At 62.6% G+C, this 21905-nt stretch carries 20 protein-coding genes; 14 read left to right on the top strand and 6 right to left on the bottom strand.

Annotation, left to right across the window (positions count from 1 at the left end):
- Positions 1–117 precede the first annotated feature (117 nt).
- Complete coding sequence (locus N826_RS32205) at positions 118–321, bottom strand: hypothetical protein (protein ID WP_157599384.1); 204 nt, start codon at positions 319–321, stop codon at positions 118–120.
- Between N826_RS32205 and N826_RS32200 the strand changes: the two genes are divergently transcribed.
- Positions 261–998 carry a reverse transcriptase domain-containing protein gene (locus N826_RS32200; protein ID WP_282183080.1) on the top strand — a complete coding sequence of 246 codons (738 nt, stop codon included), beginning with the start codon at positions 261–263 and terminating at the stop codon, positions 996–998. The genes N826_RS32205 and N826_RS32200 overlap by 61 nt on opposite strands.
- A gap of 714 nt (positions 999–1712) precedes the next feature.
- Here the strand turns inward: N826_RS32200 and N826_RS43580 are convergent.
- On the bottom strand, positions 1713–1883 hold the full coding sequence (locus tag N826_RS43580) for a hypothetical protein (protein WP_157599383.1): 171 nt from the start codon (positions 1881–1883) through the stop codon (positions 1713–1715).
- A 353-nt stretch (positions 1884–2236) separates the two neighbouring features.
- Here N826_RS43580 and N826_RS32190 point away from each other — a divergent pair, with 353 nt between their 5' ends.
- From N826_RS32190 to N826_RS32155, 8 genes are all read left to right on the top strand, one after another.
- A complete protein-coding gene (locus N826_RS32190) occupies positions 2237–3685 on the top strand; it encodes a DUF6880 family protein (protein WP_044435830.1) in 1449 nt (482 codons plus the stop codon).
- A gap of 171 nt (positions 3686–3856) precedes the next feature.
- Positions 3857–4753 carry a LysR substrate-binding domain-containing protein gene (locus tag N826_RS32185; RefSeq protein ID WP_211099438.1) on the top strand — a complete coding sequence of 299 codons (897 nt, stop codon included), beginning with the start codon at positions 3857–3859 and terminating at the stop codon, positions 4751–4753.
- 373 nt (positions 4754–5126) lie between these two features.
- The gene (locus N826_RS32180) at positions 5127–6518 is read left to right on the top strand and encodes an NAD(P)H-dependent oxidoreductase (protein ID WP_244619765.1); all 1392 of its coding nucleotides are present in this window, start codon (positions 5127–5129) and stop codon (positions 6516–6518) included.
- A gap of 78 nt (positions 6519–6596) precedes the next feature.
- Positions 6597–7616: a DctP family TRAP transporter solute-binding subunit gene (locus tag N826_RS32175; protein WP_063772349.1), complete on the top strand. Its 1020-nt coding sequence runs from the start codon at positions 6597–6599 to the stop codon at positions 7614–7616.
- Positions 7613–8182, top strand: coding sequence for a TRAP transporter small permease (locus N826_RS40775; RefSeq protein WP_052832431.1), 570 nt, complete (start codon positions 7613–7615; stop codon positions 8180–8182). The genes N826_RS32175 and N826_RS40775 overlap by 4 nt, the downstream gene beginning before the upstream one ends.
- Complete coding sequence (locus tag N826_RS32165; RefSeq protein ID WP_044435827.1) at positions 8179–9450, top strand: TRAP transporter large permease; 1272 nt, start codon at positions 8179–8181, stop codon at positions 9448–9450. Before N826_RS40775 ends, N826_RS32165 begins: the two co-directional genes overlap by 4 nt.
- A 6-nt stretch (positions 9451–9456) precedes the next feature.
- Entirely contained in the window at positions 9457–10362 is a 906-nt protein-coding gene (locus tag N826_RS46060; RefSeq protein WP_211099440.1) for a DDE-type integrase/transposase/recombinase, read from the top strand.
- Positions 10363–10870: 508 nt separating this feature from the next.
- Entirely contained in the window at positions 10871–11092 is a 222-nt protein-coding gene (locus tag N826_RS32155) for a CDGSH iron-sulfur domain-containing protein (protein ID WP_044435826.1), read from the top strand.
- A gap of 207 nt (positions 11093–11299) precedes the next feature.
- On the opposite strand, the gene N826_RS32150 is transcribed toward N826_RS32155, so the two are convergent.
- Complete coding sequence (locus tag N826_RS32150) at positions 11300–12199, bottom strand: LysR family transcriptional regulator (protein WP_044435824.1); 900 nt, start codon at positions 12197–12199, stop codon at positions 11300–11302.
- Between the two features lie 326 nt (positions 12200–12525).
- Here N826_RS32150 and acnA point away from each other — a divergent pair, with 326 nt between their 5' ends.
- The 5 genes from acnA (at position 12526) to N826_RS42185 (ending at position 18838) form a co-directional block, all read left to right on the top strand.
- Positions 12526–15165, top strand: a complete 2640-nt coding sequence (gene acnA, locus N826_RS32145) for an aconitate hydratase AcnA (RefSeq protein WP_044435823.1) — start codon at positions 12526–12528, stop codon at positions 15163–15165.
- Positions 15166–15259: 94 nt separating this feature from the next.
- Positions 15260–16240 carry a Bug family tripartite tricarboxylate transporter substrate binding protein gene (locus tag N826_RS32140; RefSeq protein ID WP_063772348.1) on the top strand — a complete coding sequence of 327 codons (981 nt, stop codon included), beginning with the start codon at positions 15260–15262 and terminating at the stop codon, positions 16238–16240.
- Positions 16241–16345: 105 nt separating this feature from the next.
- Positions 16346–17650 carry a lactonase family protein gene (locus N826_RS32135; protein ID WP_244619769.1) on the top strand — a complete coding sequence of 435 codons (1305 nt, stop codon included), beginning with the start codon at positions 16346–16348 and terminating at the stop codon, positions 17648–17650.
- A 598-nt stretch (positions 17651–18248) separates the two neighbouring features.
- Positions 18249–18521 (top strand): type II toxin-antitoxin system HicA family toxin, encoded by a 273-nt coding sequence (locus N826_RS42190; protein ID WP_308518335.1) that lies wholly within the window; start codon positions 18249–18251, stop codon positions 18519–18521.
- On the top strand, positions 18518–18838 hold the full coding sequence (locus tag N826_RS42185; RefSeq protein ID WP_244619768.1) for a type II toxin-antitoxin system HicB family antitoxin: 321 nt from the start codon (positions 18518–18520) through the stop codon (positions 18836–18838). The genes N826_RS42190 and N826_RS42185 overlap by 4 nt, the downstream gene beginning before the upstream one ends.
- A 293-nt stretch (positions 18839–19131) precedes the next feature.
- Here the strand turns inward: N826_RS42185 and N826_RS45815 are convergent, their stop codons facing one another.
- From N826_RS45815 to N826_RS32125, 3 genes are all read right to left on the bottom strand, one after another.
- A complete protein-coding gene (locus tag N826_RS45815; RefSeq protein WP_280178511.1) occupies positions 19132–19266 on the bottom strand; it encodes a hypothetical protein in 135 nt (44 codons plus the stop codon).
- Between the two features lie 177 nt (positions 19267–19443).
- The gene (locus N826_RS32130; protein WP_044435820.1) at positions 19444–21219 is read right to left on the bottom strand and encodes a type IV secretory system conjugative DNA transfer family protein; all 1776 of its coding nucleotides are present in this window, start codon (positions 21217–21219) and stop codon (positions 19444–19446) included.
- Positions 21216–21905, bottom strand: a 690-nt coding sequence (locus N826_RS32125; protein WP_169789449.1) for an ATPase, T2SS/T4P/T4SS family, incomplete at its 5' end; no start/stop codon positions are given. The genes N826_RS32125 and N826_RS32130, both read right to left, overlap by 4 nt.

The following is a 21905-nucleotide window of genomic DNA, read 5'->3' as shown; positions in this document are numbered from 1 at the left end:
ATGGTGTCCTCAATCTGGATCTCCGACGTTCCGCTGCGCATTGCCAGCGTGTGAGGGTTCTGTCAGTTTTCGGGGCAAGTTGAGCAAGGGAAAGGCTGATGTTTACCAGAAGCTGTATCAAGCGACGGAGATTAGGTCTCGCAGCGCGGCCACGCGCTGCACGTGAATGGTCCGGCGGTGGGCGAGGGAGACGTTCTGGTTGATGTAGCTGGCCGATCGCAGGAAGTTGCGGACCTCGTCGAAGGCGCGGCAGAAGCGATGTGCCGCATCGAAGGGTTCCGTCAGGTCTCGCGCCAAATCCTGAGCGGCGGCACAGGTCATCCCTGGTGCGGAGCGCCTTAGTCAGGCGACAACGAGAGGCAACCGGCGACATGATCATCGTGCGCTACGCCGACGATATCGTGGTCGGCTTCGAACACGAGGCAGACGCCCGGCGCTTCTGGGAGGCCATGCGCGAGAGGTTACAGGAGTTCGCGTTGTCGCTGCATCCGGACAAGACCCGCCTGCTTGAGTTCGGCCACTTCGCGGCGGCCAACCGAAAGCGGCGCGGGCTCGGCAAACCGGAAACCTTCACCATCCTGGGCTTTACGTTCATCTGCGGCAGGACGCGCCGGGGAGACTTCCAAATCCATCGAAAGACCCGCCGCGACCGAATGCAGGCGAAGCTCACGGAGATCAAGGAGGAACTGCGACGGCGGATGCACCAGTCCATTCCCCGACAGGGAAGGTGGCTGAGGCAGGTCGTCATCGGCTACAATAACTACCATGCCGTGCCGACCAACAGCCGTGCTCTGGAGGCGTTCCGCTACCACGTCATCGACCTCTGGCGACGCACGCTGCGGCGACGAAGCCAGAAGGACGGCTCGACGTGGGAGAGGATCGCCAGGATCGCCCACGACTGGCTCCCCAAACCGCGCATCCTTTACCCTTGGCCGCAGCAACGCTTTGCCGTCAGACACCCGAGGTGGGAGCCGTATGCGGGAATGCGTGCGCCGTGAAAAACGGCGGGTCGAATCCCTGCCGCAGGCAGGAGAAGCTGGGAGAGATGCTTCTGGGTCAATCGTCTAACCTTATGGCGAAAGTCTATGGGGGACAAGAGCATGACGATGAAGCGGGGGTTCGGGCGAACATGCCAGACCCAATGCCCCGCAAGGCCCGTGCGATATGGCTAAGGATGGATTGCTTGAACCCCAGTCACCAGCGATGGAAACGCACATTCCGCGCCACGGCATGTAAGGGCGCGGTCGGCAGGATAGGGCGGTTTCACTTTCGCTGCCCAAAACTCCCCCTGCCGAGCGACGGCCAGCGAGGTCGTTCAAGGGGACGAACAGGGGGCCTAAGTCGCGCTATCACGTTCGACCCGCACGGACACGGGATCGCCTTCGGGCCGCGAGGCCCATGGCGACGGAGCGGTCGTAGTAGTCCGAGGACGGGAAAGCCGTCCACATGGCGAAGGGCCGCAGGTGCCTCGATAGTCAAAGCTGGGAGGTAGCCGTAATGGCGACAGCCGAAACAGTGATGACCGTCTACTCTGATCGTGGCAAGCGGACGAGGACGAGGCACTGGAAAGCTGGATGAGACCGAAAGACTCACGTCCAGTTTGGGGAGAGGGCGCCGGAAAAGTGCCTGATGGTAACTCGCCGACGCCCTACTCTACCGCACGTACGGATCTGTGCGGGGGGTGCGCAGTAATGCGCATTCCTACCGCAATTCTACGTTTCATCGACATACCAGCTGCGGCCAGCCTTGCCCCTGCGGCGCTGGCGCAATGCATCGGTGAGCAGCGACGCCAGCCTGGCTTCCCAGTCGCGGATCGCTTCATGGCTGAACACCAGGCCGCGCAGCAGCAGGATCTCCGCCAGGTCGCGCAGGCTGAGTTTCATCCGCAACCTCCACAGCACGATCAGAAAAACTACGTCGATTGGCAGTTGAAGCCGGTTCAGCACCGAGCCGGTCCGCTCATTGAAGCCCCGCCCGCAGCCCCGGCACCGGAAACGCCGATAGCCATGTGCCGTCCGGTCCGAGCGCTCCGTCGTCCTGGCCGAGCAGCAATGCGGGCACGGCATTCTTCATCTCCCTTCATCAGAAGGGCTCGTCTACCCCAATCCTCCGCCCGACGGCAAGCTGGCGCGAAACCTGACGGAACCCTACCTTGGACACCGCGATCCAAAGCACACCGTCCACTACACCCGGATCGCAGGCAGCCGGTTCGAAGACATCTGGAGACGATGACGGAATGGCGTCGAAGAAGACCCTCAACCTGGACAATCTTGCGGCGCTGGGCCCGGAACGCCTTGCCGCCATCCTTATCGAGGTCGCGGCCGGCAATGCTGAAATCAAACGGCGTCTGCGCCTGGAGCTGGCCGAGCAGACCGGCGGTGGCGACGCTCTCGCCGCCGAAGTCGGTAAGCGCCTCACTGCCCTGCGGAACGCCCGATCCTTTGTCGACTGGCAGAAGCGCCGGGAATTCCTGAAGGATCTTGATCAGCAGCGGGTGATGATCGCCGAGCGGATTGCCCAGACCCGACCGGACCTGGCACTGGACCTGATGTGGCGGTTCATGGACCTCGCCGAGCCGGTCTTCAATCGCGTCGATGACAGCAACGGCTCGGTCGGGGACGTCTTCCACACGGCCTGCGACAATCTTGCGGCCATTGCCGAGATGGCGCGGCCTGATCCGGCCAGCTTGGCGGATCGCGTCTTCACGGCACTCTCGAAGAACGACTATGGCCTGTTCGACAATCTGGTGCAGGTGATCTTTCCGGCGCTCGGCGAGACGGGGGTCGACCGTCTCCGGACAAGACTGACCGAGGCGCTGACCTCCCGGCCTGGTGGAGGGAATAAACGGGACCGTTACGCCGATGCCTTCCGTCGGGCTCTGCAGGCACTGGCGGACAGCGAGGGCGATGTCGATGCCTATATAGCGCTGATCCCATTGGAAGATCTGGATCGTCCCTACATCGGCGCGGCGGTTGGCCGCCGTCTTCTGGCTGCCGGTCGGGCGAATGAAGCCTTTGCCGCCTTGGAACGGGCCAAGCCGACACCGCCGGCGGACCGATCGCGCCAATATGACGAATTATATGAATTAGGATACCTGCGCGGTCATGATGATGTCTGGGAGGAGGTCTACATCGATGCACTGGACGCGAATGGCCAGGGAGAGCGCGCCCAGCAGCTTCGCCGGGCGGCGTTCGAGGAGCGACTTTCCTCCGGGAGCCTGCGTGCCTACCTAAAGAAGCTGCCGGGTTTCAAAGACGTCGAGGCCGAGGACTGGGCCATGCAGCACGCCCTCGGCTTCAGAAGCTTCCCGGCGGCGCTGTACTTTTTCCATCAATGGCCGGATCCGGCCCACGCTGCTCAGCTTGTGCTCGAGCGTGCTTCCGAGATCGACGGCAACGCCTACTATCTGCTGGATCCGGTGGCGCGCCAGATCGAGGGCCGGCACCCGCTGGCCGCGACCCTGCTGCGGCGGGCCATGATCGACGACACGCTCGACGGTGCGAAATCGTCCCGCTACAAGCATGCCGCTCGGCACCTTCTCGAATGCCAGTCCCTCGCCACGCTGATCCGGGACTATGGCACGTTCGAAACCGACGAGGCCTTCACCAGCCGCCTTCATGCCAGCCACGCTCGAAAGTCCGGCTTCTGGAAGCAGGTTGCCGAGGTGTCCGGAACGCAGCCCTGATTAAGTTTGGCCATTTTGCACAGCTACGTGGTCACTGGGCCTACCAGAAGGGGATCAAGGTCACCGCCGCTGAGATGGCCGCCCTCAACATTGAGCGCTGTCGAGGTTCGATAACTTTGACGTTGGCAAATCAGATGTGAGTTTTCAATGCTTCCATTTCGCGCGATCAGCATGTTTCACGCAGCCGTGAGGGCTGGCAGCGTTTCCGGCGCGGCCCAGGAACTGGGCGTGACGCCATCGGCGATCAGTCAGCAGATCCACTCGCTGGAACTCTTTCTCGGAACTGCCCTGCTGGTCAAGGTGGGACGCCAGATCAAGCTGACCGAAGCCGGTGAGCGCTACTTCGAGATGATTTCCGGTGGAGTCGAGCAGATCGTCGAGGCGACCCACCGGTTGCGCGGCTATCGGGCCGTGACGGTACTGACCGTCCGCGCCGCCCCCAGCCTTTCCAGCAAGTGGCTGCTCCCCCGGCTCGGCAACTTCATCAGGAGCCATCCTCAGCTCGACGTGCGGATAGATGGAACCAATGAGCCGACCAACTTCGACCGGGAAGATGTCGATATCGATCTGCGCCACGGCGAGGGAAAATGGCCGGGACTCTTCGTCGAGGGGCTGGCCGAAGAGCACTTTTTTCCGGTCTGCTCCCCTGTCTATGCGGCAGCGGGAAGCCTGACGCCCTCGGACTTCCCCAAGCATCGTCTGATCCATTCCGTCAAGTCCATGGTCCAATGGACACACTGGTTCGACACTCTCGGCATCATCGCCGACCGCCGCTGGGATCGTGTGTTGTTCGACCGCTCCCATATGGTCGTCGATGCCACGGTAGGCGGCCTTGGCATCGCGCTCGAGAGCAACCTGCTGATGTGGCAGGAGCTATGCGATGGACGTCTGATCTGTCCCATCGTCAATCCACCGCCGATCACAGCCGTCACGCAGTGGATCGTCTGCCCCCACGATCGTCTTCGCCTGTCGAAGGTGCGAGCCTTCGTCGAGTGGATCCAGGTGGAACGCGACGCATGGCTTGCCGACGTTGCCATGAACAGGCGCGTGGAAGCTTGCCAAACCTGAACGATGGTCCCGGATCGTTTAGCTGGCCTAACAAACGACACTGGACATCTAAATTGTCGTAGGCATGCAAACTCACGTAACATCCTCGCAAGACACAGCTTGACCGGAATAGGTGGCTGAAAAGAATGTGACCCGGAAATTCGGGCCAGAGGGAGAAACGCCAAGAACTCATGCCAAGGCCAGCCGTTAGAGAATTTGCGTGACAAGCGCATTGTCTGTACGTCGCCACCTCATATCATAACACCTTCAATCGCACCGGCCTGAAGTCTGGACTGCCGCCGTGTAGCGGAGCCGTGCCATGCACGGTTACACGCCCGAATAATGTCTAATCCCAGCCGAATCTACCAAAAATAGCGCCGGAGCCGTATTGCCGGTGCGGCTGCAAACCTCCTTGGAAGGACAAAAGATGAACCTCTCGACCAAACTCCTCGAACGCGCTGCCAGCAGCGGGCCGGTGCGGGTCGGCCTTATTGGAGCCGGCAAATTCGGTTCGATGGTGCTTTCCCAGGCCCAGAAGATCAAGGAGCTGCACGTGGTGGGTGTCGTGGACCTGAATGTGGGGAGAGCGCGCGAGGCGATGCAGCGGGTCGGCTGGCCCCAGGAACGCTACGCGGCCACAAGCATGGGCGAAGCGGTCAGGAAGGGGACGACCTGCGTAACCGACGACGCAGCCGCTCTGATGGGCTGCGAGGAAGTCGAGTGCATCATCGAGGCGACCGGGCATCCGATCGCCGGCGTCCGCCATGCCAACGCGGCGATCGACCACGGCAAGCACATCGTGATGGTCAATGTCGAGGCTGATGTGCTCTGCGGGCCTCTGCTGGCCGAGCGCGCACGGTCAAAAGGACTGGTATACTCGATGGCCTATGGCGACCAGCCGGCGCTGATCTGCGAACTTGTCGATTGGGTCCATGCCTGCGGCTTCGAACTGACGAGTGCGGGCAAAGGCATGAATTTCGAGCCGCGCTATCGCTACTCGACGCCCGACACCGTTTGGAGTTTCTTCGGATGGACCGAAGAGGAGGTGGCCAAGGGCGACTTCAATCCGAAAATGTATAACTCGTTCACCGACGGTACCAAGGCGGCCATCGAGATGGCGGCTGTCGCGAACGGCACCGGCCTGGATTGCCCCGACGATGGTCTGGCATTTCCTCCCGCCGGCCTTCACGACCTTGCCCGGGTCTTCCGCCCCGCGGCCGATGGCGGACGCCTTGCCCGTAGTGGTCTCGTCGACATTGCCGCGAGCCAGGAACCGGACGGACGCGAGGTGCTGAACAACATCCGTTACGGCGTCTTCGTGACCTTCAAGGCGCATAACGAATACTCCCGCGCCTGCTTCAAGCAATACGGGCTCCTGACCGATCCGTCCGGATGGTACGCATCGATGTGGCGCCCCTTCCACATCATCGGTCTGGAGACCTCGGTCAGCGTTTTGTCGGCCGTGTTGCGGGGTGAAGCAACCGGCTCATCCAAGGAGTTCCGCGGCGATGCCGTGGCAACGGCCAAGCGCGATCTGAAGGCCGGCGAAATGCTCGACGGCGAGGGCGGCTATGCCGTGTGGGCCAACGCCATTCCTGCAACGCGCAGCCTGGAATCTGCCGCCCTGCCGATTGGCCTGGCCCACAATGTCAGGCTGAAGCGCCCGGTGGCGAAGGACACCATCGTCAGCTTCGATGACGTCGAACTCGTCAACGACCTTGATGTCGTCGAACTCCGCCGGCTGATGGAAACCCAGTTCGGCAAGCAGCGCAACGAGGCGGCTTAACGCCTATCATCCCATCGCATGATGGTTTTTGCTGAAACTGCGGTGCCGGACACAAGGCGCCAGGAACGGGAGGAAAGAATGAACAGGTCCGCTCAAGGATTGAACCGCCGGTCAGTGCTGGCTCTGGGTGCGGGGGCAGCATCTCTGGCCTTCGTCCGGCCGGCGCGCGCCGCGACAACAATCAGGCTGGCTGTCGCAGATCCTGCAACATCGTCGGTGGGTCAGGCCGCGACGCGGTTCGCGGAACTCGTCCGGGAAGCAACCGGCGGTGCTGTCGAGATCATGGTTTTCCCGGACGGCGTCCTGTTCGGCAACGATCAGAACGCCGCGATCAACCAGCTCGGCAGCGGAGCGCTTGACGGGCTTATCCTGGCCAGCAGCGTCTACGCCTCCTTCGAGCCGCGCATGAACGCGGTCAGCCTGCCCTATCTGTTCTCCGACTACGATCAGCTCACCGGCTATCTCCGTGGGACGCCCGGCCGGGAGCTGCTCGGATCGCTCGACCGCTTCAACGTCGTCGGGCTCGGCATGATGCTCAGAACCTTCCGCAACACGACCACTCGGGACCGGGCGATCACAAAGGTCGAGGATTTCCAGGGACTGAAGCTGCGCGTTCCCAACAATCAGCTTTTCGTCCGCCTGTTCAAGACGCTCAACGCCAACCCCACGCCGATGGCCTTTTCCGAGGTCTATACCGCTTTGCAGCTCGGCGCCATCGATGGTCAGGAAAATCCGGTCGAGGTTCCGCTCAATAACCGCTTCTACGAGGTGCAGAAGCACCTGAACCTGACCCGTCACGTGGCGGACTCCTATCTCCTCGGCCTCAGCCGCACGGCATGGCGCCGCATCCCGGAGAACCAGCAGGAGAATGTCCGCGCGGCCGCCGCGAAAATGGCCGAGGAGCACGACGCGAAGGAAGTCCAGCAGGAAACCGCCATCATCGCCTCTCTCAAGGAAAAAGGCATGACAGTGAATGAGCTCGGGTCGGGCGAAAGCGTCAAACTCCAGCAGATCGCTGCGGGCCTCTATCCTGATTTCTCCGGCATGATCGGCAAGGAGTTCATCGCTAAAAGCTTGGCGTTCGTGGACAAGTCATGACCAGCGTCGGTCATCAACAGATGCAAACTCAGCGATCGAGCGTCGATCACCTGATCTGGCGGGCGGTTGACGGCCTAATTTTCGTGATCGTTCTCGGGCTCCTCGTCACGGTCTCGTGCCAGGCCTTCAGCCGCCTGATCGGGTTTTCCGTGCCATGGACCGAGGAGCTTTCCCGCTTTCTGTTCATCTGGACGGCGTTCCTGGGCATGGCAACCGGATTCCGGCGCGGCGAGCATCCCAGCATCACCGTCCTGACCGATGCCCTGCCCGGCTGGATGAGGTCGCTCTCGACCCACCTGACCGCCGTCTCGACCACCGTTCTTTTCGCCATCATCGGCTGGCATGCCGTGGGGCTACTCATGCAGCAGATGAGGTTCGGCGAGACCTCCCCCGTGCTCGGGATCGGCATGTGGGTCGCCACCGTGCCGGTAATCCTGGGTTCCGTCCTGGCCATCATCGGCTGTCTGGTCCAAGTTTACCGCAAGCTCGATCTTCGTCAAGGCGCGGCCGGCACCCATCCCGGTGTCATCGACCGCGCCATCATCAACCGGGGAGACGGTCCATGAGTCTACTCCTGCTCACGATCTTCCTCGGGCTGTCGTTCCTCGGGGTCCCTCTCGCCGTATCACTCGGCCTCGGTGCCGCGACAACGCTTTGGTACTACGAACTGCCGCTCTCGATGGTCACGCAGTCGATGGCGACTTCGATCAATTCCTTTCTGCTGATCGCCGTGCCCCTGTTCGTTCTGGCCGGCCACATCATGGAGCGCGGTGGTCTCTCCGAGCGGATCTTCAGTGCTGCGGAAGCCTGCGTCGGGCGCTTCAGGGGTGGCCTCGGCCACGTCAATATTCTGTCCAGCTTCGTCTTCGGCGGGATATCAGGTTCCTCAGTCGCCGACATCGCCAGCATCGGCCGCATCACGATCGGCGCGATGACGACCAGGAACTATCCCCGCCCCTACTCCGCGGCGCTGACCCTGATCACCTCCACACTGGCGACCCTGGTTCCGCCCAGCATTCTCATGATCGTCGCGGCCGCGGCGGCCGGTCAGTCGGTTGGTCAGGCGCTGGCTGGGGGGCTCGGGCCGGGTATCCTGCTTGCCGCAGCGCTCTTCGTCTACAATGCGATGATCTCGAAGGCCAAGGGCTACGGCACGGTTCTTCCGTTCAACGCAGGGGCGAGCCTACGCGCAATCGGCCGCTCGCTGCCCTCGGTCGGTGCCCCGGTCATCATTCTGACCGCGATGTTCACGGGCATCGTCACTCCGACCGAGGCGGCGGCACTGGCAGTCCTCTACACGCTGGCCGTCGGACTGCTGGCCCACCGCGAGATCGCCCTGACGGACCTGCCCGAGCTGTTCATCAGCGCCGGCCGGACTGCCGGAACGGTCCTGCTGATCCTGATGGTCGCCAGCACGGCCACATACGTCTTCACGATCGATCAGCTTCCCTCCAAAGCCTCTTCTTCGATTATGGCGCTGACATCGGACCCGAAGGTCGTGCTTCTGCTGATGGGCCTTATCTTCCTGGCTGTCGGTATGCTGATGGATATCGTGGCGGCAGCCCTCATGCTGATCCCGATCCTGATGCCCACCGCCGTCAAGGTCGGCGTGGATCCGCTGCACTTCATCGTCTTCATGGTGGCGGCTTTGGCCATGGGCCTCGCGACACCTCCCGTGGGCACCTGCCTCTTCGCCACAGCGCAGGTATCAGGCGTTCCTATCGAGCGTCTTTCACTGGCGAGCGTACCCTTCTACGTGGTCAATATCGTCGTTCTCATACTCGTGGCACTGCTTCCCCAGGTGGTCCTCTGGCCGGCACGGTTCCTCACATGAGGATGACTGGTCAAGTACCGATCATCGGCTGAGACCAGGGAGAAACCGTCGCGTTCGGATGCCCCATCCGGCAGCGGACGCTACGGTTCGTTTTCATTAAGATATCCGGTCGAGCCAGAGCGGGTCACCACCGACGGACACACCAGCTATCCCAGGGCCATCGCCGACGAACTCGGCACGGACGTCGATCACCGCACCAGTCAGTATAAAAACAACGTGATCGAACAGAATCACCGGGGCATAAAGGGACGCTACCGGTCGATGCGCGGCTTCAAGAATTTCGATGCGGCTCATCGCTTCTGCCGCGCCTTCGACGAGGTCCGCAAAGCTGGCGGTCAGGATGGTAATGATCTGGCCCTTCGAAATGCACACGCCCAGGCCTTTCAACTGGGCGAGCAGACGCTCCACCGTCACCTGTCCCTGGACGTGCTGCATCGGGACATAGCGCACGATCCCGGGGCCAAAGTGGCCACTCACCTCAGGCGGCAGCGGTGCAACGATCTCCTGACCCTCCGGTGTCACCCAGCGCTCGCGGCGGAAGCGGATGACCTGCGGCGTCAGGATCAGATCCTGCACGGTGAAGGGCTCGAAGCCGCGGCGCCGCGAGCCGGCCGGGGCCTCGACCACAAGGGTTCGCTCCTCGGTCACCGGCGGGGTGCGCCGACCACTCTGCCGCTTGCGCCGCTGCCGGCGTGCTTCCTTGGTCCTGACCCGTTTATCCGGTTTCGTTGCCTTGTCCATGCCGCCCGGCGCCAGCTTCGGTTTCTTCGGCAGATCCTTCAGCCGGGCGTTCTCCGCGCGCAGCTGCCGGTTCTCCTCGCGCAGCGCTGTCACTTCGACCAAAAGCTGAACCACCAGCTTCTTCAGCTCGTCGAGGGACAGGGCGTCCAGGTCTGGAAGCGGCGGAACTGACATGCCGTTAGCCAACCATGCCGATCCTCATCAAGGGAAGCCCTCACGTCAGATCGTCACACCTATCAACCGGGGAAACTGACCAAGTCCGTCCGCAACTTCCTGCGATCGGCCAGCTACATCAACCAGAACGTCTCCCTCGCCCGCCGCCGGACCATTCACGTGCAGCGCGTGGCCGCGCTGCGGGACCTGATCTCCGCCGCCTGATACAGCTACTGGTAAGCATCAGTCTGCCTCTTGCTCAACTTGCCCCGAAAGCTGACAGAACCGACGCATGAGCGCGCCGGATATCCGCCTCCCTCGCCGCCGAGTGACCGACTCCGGCCTCCCGTCGGGCCGCATCGAGTAATCCTGTCGTGAATTCGGACGTGATCGCGCGTAGAACGGACTGGGCAGAAGTATCATATCATCCGTCCTTATCGCCCTGGCGGCGACGGCGCGTTAAGAAGCTCCGGAGCGGACCGGGCTTGCGCTCGGGATATGATCGCCAGAGAGCGGAGGGCTGCTGATGGCCGAGGTAACGATCGAAGCGACGCTGAACGGGCCTTATCTGGTCACTGGCTCGATTGAACTGCACGATGCCGACGGCAAGGTTTTGCCCACCAAGAGCAAGGTCTGGCTCTGCCGCTGCGGCGCATCGACAAAGAAGCCGTTCTGCGACGGCACCCACTCCAAGATCGGCTTTCAGGCCGCCGCGAAAGCCGTGCCTGGGTCGGCCGAGGAAGGCTAATCGTCGGTGCCATATCGCCACCGTGCACCTTGGAACAGACTGGTAGGAAGTGTTCCACAGTGCTGCCTTATGATCTACCTCTGACACAAAGCCGACATGCGGTGCTGGCTGCCGATGTGCCCGACAGGCCTCCGGTTGATCAACATGGGCCATCAGCAGTCGTTTCTGGCCCAGTCCCGAATTCGGTCGCTCGACAGTCCCGGGGTGTCAGGCCAGGGTCTCCACCGCCGCGGACAGATGCTGGATGAGCTGGCGGGCACTGACGGGCAACGCAGCCAGCTCCCGCACGCACAGGAACAGACGTCGCTCAGCCCACTCCTCTGCCAAGGGGATCGCTCGGAGTTTGCCGGACATAAGTTGATGCTCGATCGCCATGACCGGCAATATGCCGATACCGAGGTTCTCTTCGATCATTCGGCACATTCCATCGAAGCTGCGCACCTGGATCCGCAGCCTGATCGGACTGCCCGTTTCCATGCATGCCCGCATGATGACCGCCATAAGCGAGCTGTCGGGGTGTGGGCCGATGAAATCGTAGCTCAGTGCCTCCGTCAATTTCGCCGATGGCAAGTCGGCCATGGGGTGTCCGTCGGGAACCACCAGAACCAGACGGTCGACATGGTACGGCAGTTGTTCGAGTCCGTCGGCCGGAGTGTTCTCGGTGATGATGCCGATGTCCGCCGACCGGTCCGCCACCGCGCGGACAATCGCCGGACCGACATGCTCTTCCAGATCGATCTTGATCATCGGGTAGCGCGATAGAAATCCACTCAGTTCCCGTGGCAGGAACTCAGAGATCGCCGATGCGATGGCGTGCATCCGCACGTGTCCCTTCACACCGGCGGTAAAGTCACTCAGTTCTCCTTCCATCCGTGCAAGGGTTTGCAGCACCTGACGGGCATAGTGCAGGAAGGTTTGACCGGCTGGGGTCAGCGTAACGCCACGGGCATGGCGGAGAAGCAAAGCGACACCGATGCTTGCTTCCAAGTCGGCGATCCTTTTGCTCGCGGCCGAAAGCACGATGTTTTCACGCTCTGCCGCTCGCGTGATGTTCAGCTCATCTCCAACGGCAACGAAGAGCTTGAGGCTGATCAGGTCGAAGCGCATGCGCCTTCACTATCCGTTTCGCCTGCCTGTTTTCTGCTAAGAGCACTGGAATGAACATCCTAAAGCGGAAGAAGACTGCAAAACACCAGTTTTAGCTTTGGCACCCGAACGGTTTCTGAAGCGCCTGGTACGCCAGGCTTCGCGGATGGCGAAGTCTCGGTTGGCGAAGGACCAATTGTCCGTTTGATGCGCCCTTCTTATCGTACGGCAACAAATTCGTTCCGCACTGCGAAAGGCTTCCTCGGCTGGTGGCTCATGCCCCTGTCGCCACCCGCCCGCACGCGCCGCAGGATCATAACGCCAGGGAGAACCGCGTTGAGCACGGTATGTCCATGATCCACCAGCGTCCTATCGACATTCTGACCGGCACGTTCGGCACAGTGCGGCATATCGACGTGCGAACCGCGGCCGGTGGCGACTTGTCGCGCATGCCCTTATGTCACCGCGTCCTGCTGGAGAACGTACTGCGTCAGCCCGACGCGGACGTCGCCGAGGCCGGACGGCGCGCGCTGCTCGACTGGCTCGATCCGGGACGTAGCGAGGCCGAGATCCCCTTTGCTCCCAGCCGCATCCTCATGCACGACACGACCTGCGGCCCAGCGCTGGTTGACATCGCGGCAATGCGCGACGCCCTGGCCGAGGCGGGTGGCGACCCGGCGCGGCTGAACCCGGCCTGCCCAGTTGCTACGTCGACCGACCATTCGGTGGCGGTGGACGTCTCGGCCCGGCCGGATGCGCTGCGCCACAACATGACCCGGGAGATGGAGCGGAACGCCGAGCGCTACCGCTTCATGAAGTGGGCGGCCAACACGGTGCGTGGCTTCCGCGTCTTCCCGCCCGGCACCGGCATCATGCACACCATCAACATGGAGCGCCTCGCCACCGTAGTCAGCGTGGAGGAACGGGACGGAGTCCGCTGGGCCGTTCCCGATACGCTGGTCGGCACGGACAGCCACACGCCGATGATCAACAGCCTCGGCGTGCTCGGCTGGGGCGTCGGCGGCATCGAGGCCGAGGCCGTCATGTTCGGCGTACCGCTGGCCTTGCGGGTTCCCGAAGTGATCGGCGTTCGCCTCGAGGGGCGGCTTGCCAAGGGATGCCTCGCCACCGACCTGGCGCTTGTCGTGACGGAGCGGCTGCGCAAGCTGGGAGTCGCGGGAGAGTTCGTCGAGTTCTTCGGTCCCGGTGTCGCCAGCCTGTCGGTCGGCGAACGTTCGGTCGTCGCCAACATGGCCCCGGAATACGGTGCCAGCACGGGGTTCTTTCCCATCGATCGACGGACACTGGTGTACCTGCGCGATACCGGCCGCGACAGGACGCAGTGTGATCTGGTCGCGGCTTATGCCCAAGCCATCGGCCTATGGTACGAGCCCGAGGCCATGCCGCGCTATACCGAAACGATCGCGATCGACCTGCCATCGCTGGGACCTTCGCTTGCCGGGCCTCGGCGTCCGCATGACCGACTGGCGCCGGAGCAGGTACCGGCGGTCATGGCGCCGCTCACAGCCGGCGCCAAACCGCCAGCCACCGAACCGCGAGATGGAGCGGACGACGTGCCGGACGATGCCGTTGCCATCGCCGCCATCACCTCCTGCACCAATACCACCGACCTCGGTCTGCTGATCGCCGCCGGCCTGCTGGCGCGCAAGGCGCGGAAGTTCGGACTTCGTCCGCCCGCCTGGGTGAAGACCTCGCTGACAGCGGGATCGCCGGCGACGGAGCGCCGTCTGGCCCGGGTAGGGCTGCTGGACGACCTGGAGACTCTGGGCTTCGGGATCGCCGCCTATGGATGTGCTACCTGCATCGGCAACTCCGGACCCTTGCTGCCCGTTGTCGCCGAAGCAATGGAGCGTCGGGGCATCAAGCCGACCGTCGTCCTGTCGGGCAACCGCAATTTCCCCGGACGCGTTCACCCGCAACTGACCTCCGCCCTGCTGATGTCGCCGCCGCTGGTGATCGCATGGGCGTTGAACGGCAGAGCTGTCCTGGACGTGACCCGTGATTCTCTTGGAACCGGTCCGAATGGGGAGGCCATTCACCTTGCCGATATCTGGCCGACATCGGAGGAGGTCGAGGCGGTGCTTGCCAGGGCTATCGACCCCGACGATGTCGCAGCCTCTTATGAGACCGCCGAGTCCTCGCCTGCGTGGCGAGAATTGCCAGCACCGGACACCGAGCGATTTCCCTGGGATGCGGATTCCACGTATCTGCGCCGCCCGCCATTTGTGAACTTCGGGCCGAGCGAGCCATCGGCCCCAGTCTTCCGTGCGCATCCTTTGATGGTCTTGGAAGATGATATCACAACCGATCATATCTCTCCCGCCAGCGCTATTCCGGCAGGCAGTGACGCCGGCCGGCACTTGATTGCCCAGGGAGCGAACCCGCGCGACCTGAACGTCTATGCCTCGCGCCGCGGCAATTGGGAAGTGATGCTGCGCGGGCTGTTCACGAACAGGACCGTCGTCAACTCTCTGTGCCCGGACAGCCCGCCGGGGCATACCGTCTTCGCCCCGACAGGCGAGGTTCTGCCCGTTTGGATTGCCGCCGAACGCTATGCGCAGGCTGGCCTGCCGACCGTGCTGATCGCCGGGGAACGCTACGGCATGGGGTCGTCACGGGACTGGGCTGCCAAGGGCACGCACCTGCTCGGTGTCCGGGCAGTGCTGGCGCAAAGCTTCGAACGCATTCACCGGTCGAACCTCGTCGGCATGGGCATCCTGCCGCTCCGCATGCCATCCGCCTGGCGTCCCGATGCGCTGAAACTCGTCCCGGGTGACGAGGTGGAAGTCCACGCCGAGCCACAGGCGCTGGCGCCACGGGGGTCCATCCGGGTCGTCCTGCGGCGCGCATCGGGTACTGTTGAGAGTTGCGAAGCGACCGCCCTGCTCGACACCGAACTCGACATCGCGCTGATCCGGGCCGGCGGCGTGATCCCGATGATTCTCCAGCGCGCTTTGGCGGCCTGACGTCACCGCGGAACCCGGTTCAAGGACCCGTCGCACCGGCACCCGCCGGACGGGTTCGCATTTGACAAACTAAAAGACGGTGAGGGAGGAAGGTATGTTCTCGTATTCCAAACGTATGCTTGCAGGACTGCTGGGCGGAGCCGTGCTTTCGGCGATGGCCGTGACGGCTGTCCCGGGCGCGGCCCAGACCAGGAACCTGGAATTGATCGCCCCGGCGAGCGCCGGTGGTGGCTGGGACCAGACCGCGCGCGCCATGCAGGCGGTACTTCAGCAAGCCGGCCTCGCAACGAGCGTGCAGGTGCAGAACATCGCCGGTGCCGGCGGCACCGTGGGGCTTGCCCAGTTCGTGACGTCCAAGAAGCGTCGGGGCGATGCGATCCTGGTCGCCGGGCAGACGCTGCAAGGCGCCATCATCACCAATAAGTCGCCCGTCACCCTCAACGAGATCACCCCTCTGGCCCGGTTGGTGGGAGAATATGAAGTCATTTTCGTTCCGGCAGCCTCACCGATCCAGTCGATGACAGAGCTTGTCGCCAAGCTGAAGGGCGATCCCGGCTCGGTATCCTGGGCCGGTGGCTCTATCGCCAGCACGGACCAGATCCTCGCCGGCCTCATCGCGAAGGCTGTCGGGACCGATCCGGCCAAGGTGAATTACATCGCTCATTCCGGCGGTGGCGAAGCGGTCAGCGCGATCCTTGGCGGGCATGTGACGGTCGGCATCGGTGGATATGGGGAATATCAATCGCTCATAAACGATGGCAAAGTCAGGGCGCTCGCCATTTCCTCTGATGAGAGGTTGCCGGACGTCAGCATCCCGACCCTCAAGGAGCAGGGCATCGACGTCTCCTTCTTCAACTGGCGAGGATTGATGGCACCTCCCGGAATCCGTGACGCGGACCTGAAAGTGCTGGCGGACGCCATCGCCAAAATGGTCGCGAGCCCGGCTTGGAAGGAAACGGTGGCCAAGCGACAGTGGACCGACCTTTACCAACCGGCGCCTGAGTTCGCCGCTTTCATCAAGGACGATCGCGCCAGGATGGAAGGTATTCTCACGGATCTCGGCTTGGTGAAATAAGCCAGCGGTCGATCCGCGGCGGTCCATAGGGCGCGCCGCGGATCACTGTTTCACCCTTTGCACCGATCCGCACCAAGCCAATCGCTGTTTCCCTGGAGAAACCCAATGCAGCATGAGCTGCCGTCCGCGTCTGCGGATGATCAACGGACGGCGGACACCGACACCATGTTGTCGCGCCGTCGCTTCTGCAACAGAATGGTAGGCCTGATTGCCGGTTCCACCTGCATCGGCGCGGTGTCGGTACAGGGAAGCCGGGCACAGCCGACCGGCTCAGAAATCGTCGGACGACAGGAAGAGCCAAGGGTTATGCCCGACTCCGCCACTCCCTATTTTGCCTATGTCGGTTCGCGAACGACGCGTGAGCGCAACGCACGGGGCGATGGCCTCAGCGTGTATCGGGTCGATCCGAAAGCGGCGGCCTGGACGCCCGTGCAAGTCCTTGACGATCTCGTCAATCCCTCGTTCCTCAGCTTCGACCGGCAGCGCCGGTTCCTCTACGCGGTGCACGGGGACGGAAGCGAGATCAGCGCATTTCGCATCGATCCGAAATCCGGAGAACTTACGATCCTGAACCGGGAGTCAACAGGTGGGAAGAACCCCGTCCACCTGTGCGTTGATCCCACCAATCGCTTCGCGGTCGTCGTCAACCACGTCACGTCGTCGCTGGCCGTTCTGCCGATCAAGGAGAATGGTGCCCTGGGCAGGATGAGCGATCTGGTGACCCTCACGGGAAAGATCGGTCCGCACCGGGTGGAGCAGCCGTTTTCTAAGCCGCACCAGGCCCAGTATGATCCGACCGACCGCTTCATCGCTGTTCCTGATAAGGGACTGGACCGGACCTTCATCTTTCGCCTTGATGCGGAAACCGGCAAACTTTCGGCCGTGGAAGGAGCTGTGGCCGAAGCACGGGAGGGTGCCGGGCCGCGCCATATCGCCTTCCACCCGTCAAACCGCTTTGCCTATGTTATCAACGAACTTGACTCGACGGTCATGGCCTGCCGCTTTGATGCCGGCACCGGAGGCCTCGCGCCCTTCCAGGTGCTCACCGCGTTGCCGGACAGCTTCGTCGGGAACAGCCGGGCCGCGGAGATCGCCGTGTCGGCGACTAGCCGTTTCGTCTACGCCTCCAACCGCGGCTACGACAGCATCGCGGTGTTCGCGGTGGACGGGCTCACCGGTCGGCTGGCCGCGACCGGCTGGCATCTTACCGGCGGGCGGACTCCGCGGTTCTTTGCCCCCAGCCCAGTGGAGGACCTTCTGTTCGTCGCCAACGAGGACAGCGACGACATCGTCGGCTTCGGCGTCGATCCGCACACGGGCAGTCTGGCCTCAGTAGGGACGGTGGCCCGCACGGGCAGTCCTGTTTGCATCCTCTTCAATCCCGCGGGCGAGGAGCAGACTGCGCGGTAAGGGGCAGGGCGGAAGGGCGGCGGCTCCCTTCTGGTAAATCAACCTTACTGCCTGGAACCGAATTGGCACTTCTGTTCCACGACCACGGCCTAGGGCCGGATTGACGGCACGGTGAATCAAGCACTTAACCAACCACGCCAGTCCGCTCTGACTGGCTTTTGGAACAGAAGTGATACAATCTGTTCCGCACCATGAATCTCCATGACACCCAGGGCAGGCGCCTCTACCTGACTGCCGCCGACTTCCACGACTAGCTGGCATCCCTGGCATCCCTCGTAGCTTCGGCCTGACCGAAGCCGGCGAGAAATGTCCCCGGCTGAATGCCGCCATCCCCTCCGGGCAAGTCACAGCGGCTCTGTGTCGAGATGACGTCGGTCCATTGCCGTGTCTACTGATCAGCGTTCGACCCGGTCGGTGAAGACGATCTGACAAGGATCGAGCATCTGGTTCCGCCTGGGGCACTAGGCGAGGACGTGACGAAGTCAGCGGCAAGGGGAACTCGCCCAACGTCCAGGCGCCATGTGCCATTTCGATGCCTCCCCAGGTCAACCATATGCCAATAACTATGATGTGAATCCGCTGGCAAGATGATAGCGAAATGCGCTATCGTACCTATATGAACAATGGGCACCGCAAAACGCTCTCAAATATCTTCGAACGACCTACTAGATCTGACATTCGGTGGGCGGAAATCGAAGCCTTGGTGGAGGCACTGGACGGGAAGGTAGTGGAGCGAGCCGGGAGTCGGGTAGCGTTCGAGCTAAACGGGCGAACGGCGATCTTTCACCGACCCCATCCGCAACCGCACACAAAAAAGGGAGCCATAGATGCGGTGAGGCAGTTCTTGAGAAACGCGGGAGTGAAGCCATGATCGAGTACAAGGGTTACGTTTCTGGACCAATAGACTTCGATCCGGAAGATGGAACATTTTCCGGAACCGTGGCTGGACTGGCTGATGTGATTCATTTTGAAGGATCAACGCGCGAAGAACTTTTATCCAGCTTCCAGGGAAGTATCGATGATTATCTCGCCTACTGTCAGGAAGTTGGCAAAACTCCAGACCGGCCATTCAGCGGGAAGATGCTTGTGCGAGCAACTCCTGAACAGCATCGAAAGGCATTTCTGCGGGCTGAGGCGGAGGGCATTAGTCTGAGTGCATGGGTGTCCAGGACAATCGACGCAGCCTGATGGTCGAGCGGCCAGCGAGCCGCGACCAGATCGCCAGCTTTCCAACGTCAAGGCCTTTCACAGGGACCCATCTGGCAGCCCGGTCATCATGGCCCCTGGAACGTCATGTCGAGCCGGGCGAAGGTGGGTGGAAGGGGCTTGAAGCCCACACCCGCAAGAAACCCTATCAGCATGTTCCTGGGTGATCTTCTATGGATCACCCAGGAACTGCCACCCGGCGAGGGTATCTTCTTATACTGTAACGATGCTCTCGCGATACTAATCTGGTATGTTTTTCACGCCGTTTCGGTGGGTCATACCCCATCCCGCGCCAGCTTCCGGGCAACCGCGATCTTGTCCACGACAGCCGCGTCAGCCTGCTCCATGACAATCGGCGGCATAGTCGCCGCCATCACCAGAACGGGCGTCACCAACCACCCCATGCGCATGCCGTCGCCCTCGCCTCAAAGATGCGCAGCCAGTATGATGACCAACCGCAAATTACTGAGCAGCCGCATGGGGCAATGTGCTTGAGGATGTAACAACCAGTGTTGAAGCACTGCAGCGTTTTCGTCGGCGGCGGTAAGAGCAATGTATCGCAAGTTCTGGACCGCGCCGCGTAGTTGTCATGCTGCTTTACCCGGCTTTTCCGTCGGGAACTTGACTGATCCGTCGTCGCGGTCGAGCGTGTAAGCCACGGCCGGCGGCTCGACCGGCGTCTGCTCCAGGTTCATGAAGTTCGTATCGGCGTACCAGCAGTTCCGCTTGAGCCGAAACGCGGGCGCTCCCTTGCGGAACATGATCTCTTCATCGTCGGGAAGTTCGTTGACTTCCTGGGGGAGCAGGAGCGCACGCTTCGCCTGACCGGTGTTTTGGTTCTGCTCCCTGGCACGGAACCACCCGAAGAACCGCGGCGCCGACCGGCTGACGTTCTCGACGGTGTCGTACCCGGTGCGCTCGCTGACTTCCTTGGTCAGCAGTTCGTCGCTGGTGCCGAAAACGATTTCTGCGCCGAGGTTTCCCAATAGCGACGCCAGCCCGTCTTCCTTATATTCGTCACGCAGATCGGTCTTGGTCTGGACGACGAAGCTGAAGTGCAGCCCGAAGCCCCGCGCGAAGCCGTTCGCCTTGGCGATCGGCCGCATTGGGGGGAGAGCGGTCAACTCGTCCATCAGGACGTGGCACCGGTGGGTGATGGTGCTGTCGTGATCCGGGTGGGAGTCCATGCAGGCGTCGAAGAGCTGGAGGAAGAACAGGCGCAGCAGGAAGCCCAGTTGCTCCAAGTCGGACGGCATCACGCCGATGTAGATGGTCATCTTGCGTCGGCGCAGGTCGCGCAGGTCAAAATCGCTGCGGGATGTTGCCGCCACGACCTTCGGATTGAACCAGATCCCCATGGTGCTGGTGACCTGCTTGCGGATGCCCTGAACCATGTCCTCGTTGCCCCGTAGATAATCGGACAGCAGGTTGACGCAGTCCTGGGTGTAGGGCCGGTCCGTGGCCCGGCGCTCCTCGACCATGCGGGCGATCGTCTCCACGCTGTCGCCGCGCGTGAAAAATCGGAAGATCGAGGCTGGGGTCAGGTCGATTCCCGGCGTCTCGCAGATCAGGGTCGCGATGCCGGTCCATGCGGTCCGCGCGCTGTCCTGCCAGAACTTGTTCTTGTTGGCCGTGCCGACTTCGGGAAACAGGTTGAAGGCCCGGCGCTGGATCCTGGACAGGTAATCCGACTGTGACTCATCGATGCCGCCGACTGGATTCCAGCAGTGGGTGGCGCCGTCTTCGGCCAGGGGCGAGAACAGAAAAACTTCCTGGCCGAGGGTGTTCTCCCGATGCGCCGCTGTCCTCGTGTAGTTCTCGCGCTTGATGTCGAGCACGACCAGGCTGTCGGCGTAGTTGAAGCAGTTCGGAACGACGTAGGCGACGCCCTTGCCGCTGCCGGTCCTGGCATAGAGCAGGGCGTGCTCCGGACCGGGAAGGCAGACGTAACGCTTGCCCATTCCCAGAAATCCGGCGGTGCGGCCGAGCAGGATGCAATCGGGCCGGGGGCGGAACGAGTAGATCAGCCCCGATTTCCTGCCCTGCCTCGGTGTTGCGTATTTCGCGGAGCCGAACAGGGCGCGGCCGTCACGACCGGGAGGGACACCGTCTTCGCCGAGGATGCGATAGATGGACAGGCCGGCGGTGATAAGGCCGGCGGCGGCTCCGTAGAGCAGCCATTCGTTGACCCATGACTGAGTGTAGGCATCCGGCATGGTGGCGAAGAGATAGCCCCACCACTCGGCGGTGGGAATGCCGGCTTGCCGGATCGTGCCGAGGCCGAAAAGGGTGACGGTGGAGGCGGTGAAAGTAAATCCCGCCAGGGCGATGACGGGGGACAGAACCAGTTTCAGCCGTCTCATGCCGCAGCCTCCGCATGCCGGAACCACACCTCGGAAACCGCGAAGCGTCCCTCGGGCCGGTGGAAATGAACCACGACGTCGATCAGGCTTTTCAGCGACGCCTCGATGTCGGTCAACTCGACGCTGGAGGCGGCCGGCGCCTGCTTGACCATCAGCGCCAGCGTCGGGAAGACCTCGCGCGTGTTGGAGGCGTGGCAGGTGGTCAGGCCGGGGTGTCCGGAGCGCCGCGCCCGCAGAAACGAGAAGGCTTCGGCGCCGCGCAGTTCCTGGAGCAGCAACCAGCGCATGGCCAGCCGCAGCGATGCCTCGACCAGATCGTTCGGCGTGACGTTGGCGGCTCCCTGGCCGCCCTTGCTGTAGAACAGGTCGGTGCGGTTTCGGTGGGGCAGGGCGCTCCATTCGTCGCTGTCCTGAACCGTGACGAGCCGGTCGTCCAGCGGGATCTCGTTGGCCAACCCCATGCCGAAGAAGGTCTTGCCGGACCCGACTTCGCCGCACAGGACATGCGTCATGCGGGTTTTCATGGTGGCGCGCAGGAAGGCGGTCCATGCGCGATGGCGTTCATCGGGACCGATGGCGCGGCATGCCTCGTGGTAGAGAGCGACGAGGGCTTCGGCGTCGCGCGACACGCCATCCCGCAGCGGCTCGACACCGGAGAAGATACCGCCGGCGGCGAGCTGGTCGAG

The sequence above is a fragment of the Skermanella aerolata KACC 11604 genome, from assembly GCF_000936425.1.
Taxonomy (GTDB): Bacteria; Pseudomonadota; Alphaproteobacteria; order Azospirillales; family Azospirillaceae; genus Skermanella; species Skermanella aerolata.
This window is presented reverse-complemented; position numbering and strand designations above follow the sequence as displayed.